The sequence below is a fragment of the Photorhabdus aballayi genome (assembly GCF_026153155.1).
GTDB classification, from domain to species: domain Bacteria; phylum Pseudomonadota; class Gammaproteobacteria; order Enterobacterales; family Enterobacteriaceae; genus Photorhabdus; species Photorhabdus luminescens.
Map to the genome: position 1 here is coordinate 1 of NZ_JAPFCD010000089.1, position 9827 is coordinate 9827.

Annotated in this window: 9 protein-coding genes and 1 pseudogene; 2 read left to right on the forward strand and 8 right to left on the reverse strand. The window is 47.8% G+C overall.

Going from position 1 to position 9827, the window contains the following annotated elements:
- Positions 1–48: 48 nt before the first annotated feature.
- Together OO184_RS23785 and OO184_RS23790 are read left to right on the forward strand one after the other, a co-directional pair.
- Entirely contained in the window at positions 49–933 is an 885-nt protein-coding gene (locus OO184_RS23785) for a hypothetical protein (RefSeq protein WP_265381291.1), read from the forward strand.
- Positions 930–1325, forward strand: a complete 396-nt coding sequence (locus tag OO184_RS23790) for a DUF1240 domain-containing protein (RefSeq protein ID WP_088374154.1) — start codon at positions 930–932, stop codon at positions 1323–1325. Before OO184_RS23785 ends, OO184_RS23790 begins: the two co-directional genes overlap by 4 nt.
- Before the next feature lie 28 nt (positions 1326–1353).
- Here the strand turns inward: OO184_RS23790 and OO184_RS25520 are convergent.
- The 8 genes and pseudogenes from OO184_RS25520 to fecI form a co-directional block, all read right to left on the reverse strand.
- Positions 1354–1452 (reverse strand): annotated as a pseudogene (locus OO184_RS25520) (IS982 family transposase); the annotation flags it as partial.
- Between the two features lie 54 nt (positions 1453–1506).
- Positions 1507–2274 carry a Fe(3+) dicitrate ABC transporter ATP-binding protein FecE gene (gene fecE, locus OO184_RS23795; protein WP_265381292.1) on the reverse strand — a complete coding sequence of 256 codons (768 nt, stop codon included), beginning with the start codon at positions 2272–2274 and terminating at the stop codon, positions 1507–1509.
- A complete protein-coding gene (gene fecD, locus OO184_RS23800; protein ID WP_265381293.1) occupies positions 2275–3231 on the reverse strand; it encodes a Fe(3+) dicitrate ABC transporter permease subunit FecD in 957 nt (318 codons plus the stop codon).
- Complete coding sequence (gene fecC / locus OO184_RS23805) at positions 3228–4226, reverse strand: iron-dicitrate ABC transporter permease FecC (RefSeq protein ID WP_265381294.1); 999 nt, start codon at positions 4224–4226, stop codon at positions 3228–3230. The genes fecD and fecC overlap by 4 nt, the downstream gene beginning before the upstream one ends.
- Complete coding sequence (locus tag OO184_RS23810) at positions 4223–5131, reverse strand: Fe(3+) dicitrate ABC transporter substrate-binding protein FecB (protein WP_265381295.1); 909 nt, start codon at positions 5129–5131, stop codon at positions 4223–4225. The genes fecC and OO184_RS23810 overlap by 4 nt, the downstream gene beginning before the upstream one ends.
- Before the next feature lie 59 nt (positions 5132–5190).
- Positions 5191–7551 (reverse strand): TonB-dependent Fe(3+) dicitrate receptor FecA, encoded by a 2361-nt coding sequence (gene fecA, locus OO184_RS23815; RefSeq protein ID WP_265381296.1) that lies wholly within the window; start codon positions 7549–7551, stop codon positions 5191–5193.
- Between the two features lie 85 nt (positions 7552–7636).
- Positions 7637–8602, reverse strand: a complete 966-nt coding sequence (gene fecR / locus OO184_RS23820; RefSeq protein WP_265381297.1) for a ferric citrate uptake sigma factor regulator FecR — start codon at positions 8600–8602, stop codon at positions 7637–7639.
- A 1-nt stretch (position 8603) separates the two neighbouring features.
- Positions 8604–9125, reverse strand: coding sequence for a ferric citrate uptake sigma factor FecI (gene fecI / locus OO184_RS23825; RefSeq protein WP_265381298.1), 522 nt, complete (start codon positions 9123–9125; stop codon positions 8604–8606).
- Between the last annotated feature and the right edge of the window lie 702 nt (positions 9126–9827).

Sequence of the window (9827 nt, forward strand, 5' to 3'; positions counted from 1 at the left end):
ACGAAGATGTTAAAAATAAGTAAAATTAAACTGGAGTAAAGAGGGTATATGAAATATAAAAAATATGATCCCAGTGTGGGAGGTTACATGGGGGATTTTTTAAGGGGTAATGTAGGCATTAATCAGTTAAAACCTCAACATGAATTCTTTGATGCCGTAGGGTTAGAAAAGGTATTAAGTGATAATACCATATATATTGCACTTCTCACTCCAGAGGAAGCTGTGAGTATTTTAAGCGATATTAACCCTTTTTCACCAACAAGACCAAAAATAAAATTAAATAATTACCATGAAAAGGTTTTCTATGTTACCGATCCCATTTCACCTTTTGCCGGAAATATACATGATTTTTTTGGATTTTCCGCGATTGTCAGAGAGTTTAAAAGTATAGGGATCACAGCAACGGAATATTTTGATAAAAATGGCAAGTGTTATATAAAAATATCAGGTCATGCAGGTCTTAGACGTATTATTACAGGAACGCGATACGGTGCTAACAATCTTAAAATGCTGTCGATGGGTATAGGACAGCAAGGTCTTAATTCAAGTATTGTTAAAGGGGTTAAATTCTGCATTATCTTTTCTGTTATGTATCGAACGATTGAAGCTGTTTTTAAAGATGAATATACCTTAGCCGATTTCATTGGCAATATAACTGTTGATATGGCTAAAACGGCAATAATTGCGGCTACTTCTTGGGCTGCGGGTTCATTTGTGACTGCTACAGCTATTTTAGGTGGTAGTATTATTGCCGCTGCTGGAGTTATTCTTCTTGTTGGATTGGGGGTTGCTATTGGTCTGGAAATTCTGGATGCAAGATATGGAATAAGTAAAAAATTAATAGAGTTAATAAAAGAAAAAATGGAAAGAAAACCAAGGTTGCCAGAAGGAAATTTACAGCATGTATTTAACAGTTTAGGTAAAATAAAATGAATAATAAGTATGTAAAAATCACATACGGAATAATATTATTAATAATAGTTACTTCTATAATGTACTTAGTAAGTGAGTGTGTTTTTTCATTGATTTTAATGAAAGAAAAAATAATATTTTCTGGCACTATTGTTATGTATTTTATTTCATTTCCTTTAATATTTTATGCTATATCAGGCTCCGTTTTTTTCTTTGTTTTTAATCGATTACCGAAATCTAATAAGCTGATTGTCAGATATTTAACTATGCTGATGATTGCATCATTTATCGTTAGCTTTCCTATCTCTTTTTATGTTGGTTATAAGTTAAAAAGTGACGGCTATTTAGTGTGTGAAAAGATTTCATGGATGTCGCCTACAACTTATGTCAAAGACATTAAATTATGTGAGTAAAAATTTTTGTGAATAACATTAGTTTTGCCTAAAAAGCAGCAATTTTAGCATCACGTAAATTCAAGCTCGGCTTTTTGGGTTGGAAGATATAAACAAATAATCTCGATACAATCTCTAACAAAAAGCCGGGCATATTAAACTTTACTGGAGAAGAGAGCCAACAGTTACATTAAATTCCCTCTTAACACACTACACACATTGGTTTACCTGAAACTGGTTCGGGGTGAATTTCTGCTTCAATGCTGAATACTCGCTGTAATAATTTCGGTGTCATAACCTCTTCGGGCGAGCCTTGGGCAACCACCTGCCCCTGCGAAAGCAGCACTAGGTGATCACAGTACCGGCTAGCCTGATTAAGGTCATGAAGTACGGTCACGACGGTTTTTCCTTCATTGTTCAGCTCACGCAACAGCTTCATCAATTCCACCTGATGGTTGATGTCTAGGTACGTAGTGGGTTCGTCGAGCAGCACCACCGGTGTATTTTGGGCCAGAACCATCGCCAGAAAAGCGCGTTGGCGTTGTCCGCCCGAAAGGTCGGCAACGCGTTTATCGGCAAGATGTCTAATCTGTGTTTTTTCCATTGCTTGTTGTACAAGATGACGATCATGAGATGTTAAACGCCCCCAGAATGTAAGCCAGGGGCTGCGTCCGTATGCAACCAGTTCATGGACGGCGATCCCCTCTGGTGTGAGAGGGTGTTGTGGTAAGAGCGACAGATGTCTGGCGAGCTTGCGTGAGGAAAAGTGTGCTAAAGATTCGCTATCTATCGTTAATTTTCCGGATAATGGTGTTAATAGTCTCGAAAAGCATTTCAGTAATGTCGATTTTCCGCAGCCGTTAGGGCCGAGCAGCGCCGTGATTTTCCCGGTTGGGAGGGTGAGCGACAGGTCATTCAGAATGCGTTTTTCCCCGTAACCCGCAGATAACTTTTCTGTAGCCAGTTGCATTTAACGTATCCTCACTAAAAGCCAGAAGAAATAGGGGGCGCCAATGATGGCGGTCAGTACGCCAGCAGGTAGTTCCATCGGTGGGGCTATGGTCCTTGCCAGCAAATCGGCTAGCAGTAGGACTTGCGCCCCCATAAGCATGGATGCGGGTATAAGCCAGCGATGCCGTCCTCCGACAAGTCTGCGGACGAGATGGGGTACCACGAGGCTAATAAAACCGATCGGCCCGCAAACGGCGACGCCTGTTGCGGCAAGTGCTACTGCCAGCATTAATCCCCAAGATTGTACGTGTAGCAGCGAAACGCCCAGTGTACTGGCGCTGTCATCACCGAGCGCCAGCAAATCTAAGTCGCGACAAAAACGTAAGCTGAGTGGTATCAGTATCATCAATACTGGCAGGGCTATAGCTACAAACTGCCAGTCGCGTCCCCACAGACTGCCTGTCAGCCACAAAAGCGCGTTGTTGATATCTTGTGGGCGTGAGAGCATTAGGTAGTCTGTGATGCTTGTCCAGGTAGCTGAAAGTGCCACGCCAACTAGTGCAAGGCGCAATGGCGAAGAGGGGCCGGCAATCGCCCGCAGCAGGATTAGCGCAGCCATTCCACCGCAAAAAGCGAGGAGCGGAAGCCACTGCACTGGCAGAGAAGGGAAAAGGATCAGCGCGCTTACCGATGCCAGGCTTGCTGCATGATTTACCCCCAGTACATCAGGGGAGGCCAGTGGATTACGAACAATACCTTGAACCAAGACGCCGGAAAGCGCCAGTGCCGCGCCTACAGTGATGGCGAGTAAAATACGCGGTAGGCGGTACTGTGTCAGAACAAAGTGGTGCGTATCACTGGGTTGCCAGCCGCTTATTAACGCTTCCCAAGGAAGTGGTTGTGCGCCCATGCGTAGCGCTAGCGCCAGCGTAACTACCAGCAACACGCCTAAAAGTGAGATAACCTGACGATTCATGTTCGTCTCCTTGCCAGCCAGACAAAGCAGGGGGCGCCAATCAGAGCCAGAACCGCGCCTGCCGGGAGTTCGCCTGGCCAAGCCAGTGCTCGGGCCAGTAAATCCGCAAGTAGCATAAACACCGCTCCCAGCAACATGCACATTGGCAGTGTGCGGCGTAGATCATAGCCAACCCAGAAACGCGCCAGATGCGGCATTAGCAGGCCAATAAACACGATTGGCCCCGCCACACTAACGCAGGCCCCAACCAGAATCAGTACCGCCAGACTGACGAAGATGCGCAGTCGCGTCAGGTTCACGCCAAGCGTATGGGCACTGATATCGCCAGCGTTGAGCAGATTAAGCGATTTCGCCAACAACAAAACTACAGGCGCAGTGACTACTACGAAAGGGGATAGTTGCCAGAATTCAGGCCAGCGGACATGGGAGACCCCACCTGCCAGCCAGTAGAAAATGCCGTAAGCATGATCTTCGGCAAGCAGTAGCATAATACGTGTCAGTGCCATACATAAGGCAGATAAGGCAATGCCAGCCAGAATTAGCTGGTTGCGATCGTATTTTTGCTGCCAGCTACCACTTGCGGCCATCACTATCATCCAGCTAATTCCACCGCCGCAGGCCGCCACCAATGAAATGGAATATCCGGCCAGCGGCGCTGGGCTGAAAGTGCTGACCAGCGCCATTGCCAGTGCTGCGCCACTGTTAATGCCCAGTAAGGAGGGGGAGGCCAGCGGGTTATGAGTGAGCGTCTGGAGTAGTGCGCCGGCCAATGCCAGTGCTGCGCCGAGCAGAATAGCAACCAGACTGCGTGGTAACCGCAGATTGATAACCAGCGCTTCAGGCAGCGTCGGTGTATGATCGGGCACCAGTGCCTTGAGCGCGCTGATGGCAGGAATGGGAATAGCAGAATAGCAAAACAGGCTTAGCCAGAACGCACCAAACAGTGCGACCAGCGGCAATCCCCAAAGCCAGACCGGATGATAGCGGCGTCTCATGGTGTTTCATTAACCGGCTGATGATGGAAGATTTTTACTGCATCACTGCCAATGCGTTCTGCGGCAAATATCCCGCGCATGCGCGCCCAGATGTTGCTGTCTACCGCTGCTATCTGATGCTTTTGCTGTGCTGTCATCATCTGCCACAGCGTATCTTGCTGCCAGCGTTTCACGATGCTTTCCTGACGATAGTGGGCCACGATAAGCCAGTCAGGATTGAGAGCCAATAACTGTTCAAGGCTGAGAGAAGTCATTGCCGCATGATTAACTGGTGTGGGAACCTTTAGCCCTAATGCCGTTAAGACGCTGCCGGTATAGGTGTCGCTGGAGTGCAGGTTAAATTGCTGTTCGCGCGAGGTGCCAAAAATCACACTGACGCCTTGTGGCAACTGGCTAGCATAGTCTTTCATGCGTTTATGGTGCTCTGCCAGCCGTTGTTGCATCTCATCATCTTTTCCCATCACTTTGCCGATGATCGCAGCAGATTGCAGGTTTTCTGCGTAGGTTTCGTTACGGGACTTTAGTAACAGGACGGGGGCGATGTTCTTGAGTGTCCGATAAATTCCCGCGTGGCGTTGGCTGTCTGCAATGATGAGATCAGGTTTCAACGCGCTGATGGCTTCAAGGCTTGGCTGGGCGCGAGTCCCTGTTGATTGCCAGGGCTTAATACGCTGGCGAACATCCGTGAGGATGCGCTGCGGATCGTTATCATCGGCAATACCTACCGGGCTGATATTGATAGCAGCCAACGCATCGGCAAACGACAATTCCAGCACGACCACGCGCTGGGGAATGGTATTGAGGGTAAAACTGCCCTGCTCATCCTGTACCGTGACCGCAATGGCGTGGGGCAAGTTGGTGAAGAAGAGCAAAACGATAAACATGACGTGAATCAGTGCAGACATAACCTAACTCCAGAAATAGCAAAGCCGGGCAAGAGCCCGGCGAACGGATTAATGTAACATCAGAACTTTAGAGAACCTTGCATATAGAACGTGCGTGGCTGCCCGGCGTAGATGCCTTTGTTATTATCATCATAGGAGCGGGTGTAATACTCGTGGTCGAAAATGTTCTTCACCCCAAAGGCCAGACTCAGATTAGCCATTTGTGGACCGAAGTCATACGCCACGCGCGTATCCCACAGCATAAAGCCCGGAATGCGACCGGTGCTTCCATTGGCGCTTTCCTGCACGGTATTAGCGTTATCAGCAAACTGGCTGGATTGGGATGCGCTGTTGAGGTTGAAGGTCCAGTTACCCGGTTTGTAATCTATGCCAAATGTACCTTTATGTTTCGGTGAGAACGGCACTTGATTCCCGTAGGTGTTGCCTTCTTCACGAATTTCTGCGTTGACATAGGTGTAACTGGCGTAAACCGAAACATTCTTCAGTTTGGACGTAAGTTCGGAAAGATCGTAACGTGCCTGAGTTTCCAGCCCGGTGTGTCGGGTTTTCCCGCGTGCCGTAACAGTATCGTTAGTCTGGTTAGAATCGTACTGATTGTTGAAGTTAATCAGGAATAGCCCCATTTCCGCAGCTAATGCGCCGTCGTCGTAGCGAGTTCCGACTTCCCAGGTTCGCGCCTTTTCAGGTTCTACATTACCGCTTTTCACCGCCTTGCCAATTTGGCTGTACTGTACGGTACCGAACGAACCTTCCGTATTGGCGTAAAGATTCCAGCTATCAGTGACGTGATAAAGAACGTTGAGTGCGGGCAATGGCGCATTGTAACTTACTTCTTGGCGGGTGCCTTTCACATTGTTGTTTTGGAAGGATTTGATATGTTCGAATCGTATTCCAGGCGTGATGGTCCAGTTGCCAATATCAATGCGATCGTCAATGTACCAAGCATGTGCTTCGGTGCCGGAGCGAGTATTACGGTCATAGGGGCTCGACGTGCTGGGTAATTCGCCGCTGCTGGTGGCGGTGTAGTAACGCATTTCGTGACTGGATTCATTCACATAACGGTAGCCAATTCCTACTTCGTGGGCCGAAGGCCCTAAATTGAAGAGCTGGCTATAGCGCGGTTCGATGCTGCGTACCCAGTATTCGCGCGGGGACAGGGTAATGCGTTTGCCCTGCTCAAGATAACCGCTGCGCAAGGTATGAGTATATAAGCCCTGAATATTGAATTTGTGCTGCTGATCGGGTTGATATTGATAGCCGAGGCTTGCGAGCTGACGGCGGCCCCAGAAGCGGTCATATGGGCGAGTGGATTGCCAGCGATTGGCATCATAGTCGGCGCGTGAAAGGCCGCCGGGCATATCCGCACTGCCATCGTAATATTGCAGTAGACTGTTGAAGGTATGTATTTCATTGGGGGCATAGCGGTTTTTGAGCATCACATCGTCAATGTGCGTGGCGCTGTGTTCGCGCCAGTCGCTGCCGCGTGTGCCGGAGTAGAGAAGCGCCGTGCCGAAACCGTTATCTGCCGTACCGCCAATCATCAGATTATGGGTTTCTTTGGGATTATTTTGTGAGGATGTGGGGCTAAGTTGTCCTTCCACACTGGTCTCAATACCAAAATCTTGCGGGATAGCGCGGGTCACGAAATTCACCACACCGCCTACGCTTTGTGGCCCGTAGCGCACAGCGCCGCCGCCGCGTACCACATCTATTGCGTCCATGTTGCCGAGAGATACTGGCGCTAATGATAGCTGCGGCTGTCCATAAGGCGCGAAGGGTACTGGAACGCCGTCCATCAGAACCGTAGAGCGGCTGGCGAGACGTGGGTTCAGGCCACGAATGCCAAAGTTCATTGCTAGGTCGTGGCTGCCGGTACCGTTGTTTTCCGGTGCGTTGACGCCGGGAATGCGGTTCAGCACTTCACGCATTGTAGTCGCGCCTGTTTTAGCAAAATCTTCCCGGCGGATGACATCACGTGCGCCTGCATGTTCAAACACGTCAGCTTCACGCGCACTACCTAGCCAGTCGCCTACCACGGTCAGTACATCTTTTTGCGCAACAGGGGCGGGTTCGAGTGTGAACGTGTTATTGCCCAATGTTTTCACCTGCAAATCAGTGCCGATCAGCAAGGTGTTCAGCCCATCGGTGATGGAATAATTGCCATGCAGACCGCTGCTATGTTTGCCGTGGGTTAAGCTGGCATCTACTGAAAGGGTAATACCGGCGTGGATGGAGTACTGATTAAGAACTTTATCCAGTTCGCCTGCATTAATGTCATAGTGTGCGCTAGTTGGCTCTACCGCAGCATACGTTATCCCTGAGGTTAGGCAAGCCACTGGTAACAGGCTCAAACGAATCGCCATTATCAGCGGTGTTGCTTTGTGAAGCGCGCGCAATGGCTGTGCACGTAAAGGCATCATAACGTCTCCATAATCATTTTATTACTGTATTCACTTATGAAGTCGAACGAGGAAACAAAAAAGGACAATCGAAAATGATTATTTTTTACGTTAACGATTTTTCTACAGGCAGAACATTTACCCAGTAACGAGTAATGTATTGAATCTTAACGGGAAGTGTTTTCTCTATGACGGTTAATATCGTATCGGTATTTTTCATCGGGAAAGTGCCGCTTAACCGTAGCGAGGCGACGGCCGGGTCGCAGCGTAATATACCGCTTCGATAGCGGGCGAGGGTTGCTATCACTTCATTCAGTGGCTTATCGCTGAAGCTGAGTATCCCCTGCGTCCACGTGTTGTCTTCGGCGGTTGCTGTGGTCAGTTCACCAAAATCGGTGGCGCTGAAGCTTAGGCTTTCACCCTGACGTACAATACATTTTTGGTCGGCATCGGTCAGTATCACCTCTACGGCATGTTGCTGCACGCTAAGTAGCGTAGTGTTGGCTTCCTGACGAACCGTAAATTGGGTGCCTAGCGCAGTCAGTTGCGCATGGCGGGTTTGTACACGAAACAGCTTTGCTCCGGCATCATGCCCAGTAGTGATGGCAATTTCGCCGTACCAGAGATGTACCAGACGTTGTTGAGAGGTAAAATGGACATCTACCGCACTGTCGGTATTGAGTGTAAGTAATGTTCCATCGCTCAGTCGATGATGTTGAATATCTCCTTTAGCAGTATGGTAATCGGACCGCAGACCCTCTCCCATTTCCGAACACCACAGTTGCCAGCCCCCGCCAACTCCTAGTAGCAATAGTATGCTTTTCATCACTCTGCGTCGTGACAGGTAAGTTTCCTGAAGTGTGTGGCTTGCTACATTACCTGGCACTACAAGCATCTGGTTACGCAGATTTTCTACTTGCTGCCACGCCCATTGATGATCCTGATGCTGTTCATACCAGCGCTGCCATTTTTCAGTTTGCAGCGGGCTTACTTGATCGCTACTCAGTATTGCATACCAGTGTGATGCTGATTTTAATGCCTGGCGACGAGAATGGGTTAACATAGTGTCCATATCAGAGTCCATGCTCCAGGCGAAACAGCAGGCAGTGCTCGGTGGCTTTGGCCATATATTTTTTCACGGAACTGACGGACACATTGAGGCGTGAAGCAATGTCGCTGTAGGTTAGATTTTCAAGTTGAGACAATAAAAACGCTTGGCGCGTTTTGTTGCTCAGACCATCGATCATCTGGTCGATTTGCTGAAGTGTTTCGAGTTGACACTGACGAATTTCCGGCGAGGGCATAAGCGCCTCGGGCCGTTGCGCCAGCAGTTCCAGATAGGCTTTTTCCAGCGCGTTGCGGCGAAACAGATCGATCATTACTCTTTTGGCGATCGTACACAGGAAGGATTTTTGGTCGCGAATGGCTTGTAGAGAGTCGCCGGCCATCACACGCAGGAAGGTATCCTGTGCTACGTCATCGGCGTCAAAGGACGATTGCAGTTTGCGCGTGAGCCAGTTTTTCAGCCAGCCATGATGCGCGCCGTAAAGCGATTCAAGCGTTAGCTCAGCGGAAACAACAATGCGGTCAGACATACCCTATAACATCAACAGTCAATAATCACGGTATCATCTTAATGTGAGAATAGTTATCATTACAATCATTACGAAGGTTTTTTATTTCATGTTGATGTGATTTAAGTCGGTGTAGCCGGGAGATTTATCTCTGTTTCGTTAAAATGTTGGAGAAAGTAGTTAATGAAAACTGAGCTACGGCCGGAAAAAAACCTGAAGTCGGTTATAAAAGAACGGTAGAAAAAGGCGAAAGTCGGTACGACCGACCCAGAAAGCGGATTTATGCACTGAGCTAATTAACCTAAAGTGCGCTTTTTACTTACTCCGCAGATCCCGATTTGCTCAGGTTAGGTCATGTGGTTTATCGTTTTTCGTGCTATCTGAAAGTAAAGGGGTACAGAAACTTTCATTTATTCAAGTAAAAGTAAAAATGCCTTATCCTGAATGTGGTAAAGCAGGTATTAAGAAAAGCCGTTTTTGTCTATCAGTATGGTTTTAGAATCTGGGAAAAGAGGCAAGCGTACTATGAGTAAATAGGTAAAAACTTAAATCATCAAAGGTAAAAAGAAGTGATTAAGGCTTTTTTAAAGCGGGTGAAAAATCTGATGCTATATTGATATTGAAAGAGAAAATATCGGAGAAAATGGGTTTTAAATTGATTAACCAAAGTGATAAAATAACAGTGTTAACCCAATGATAAGAATATGAAGTTATATCAAAGCG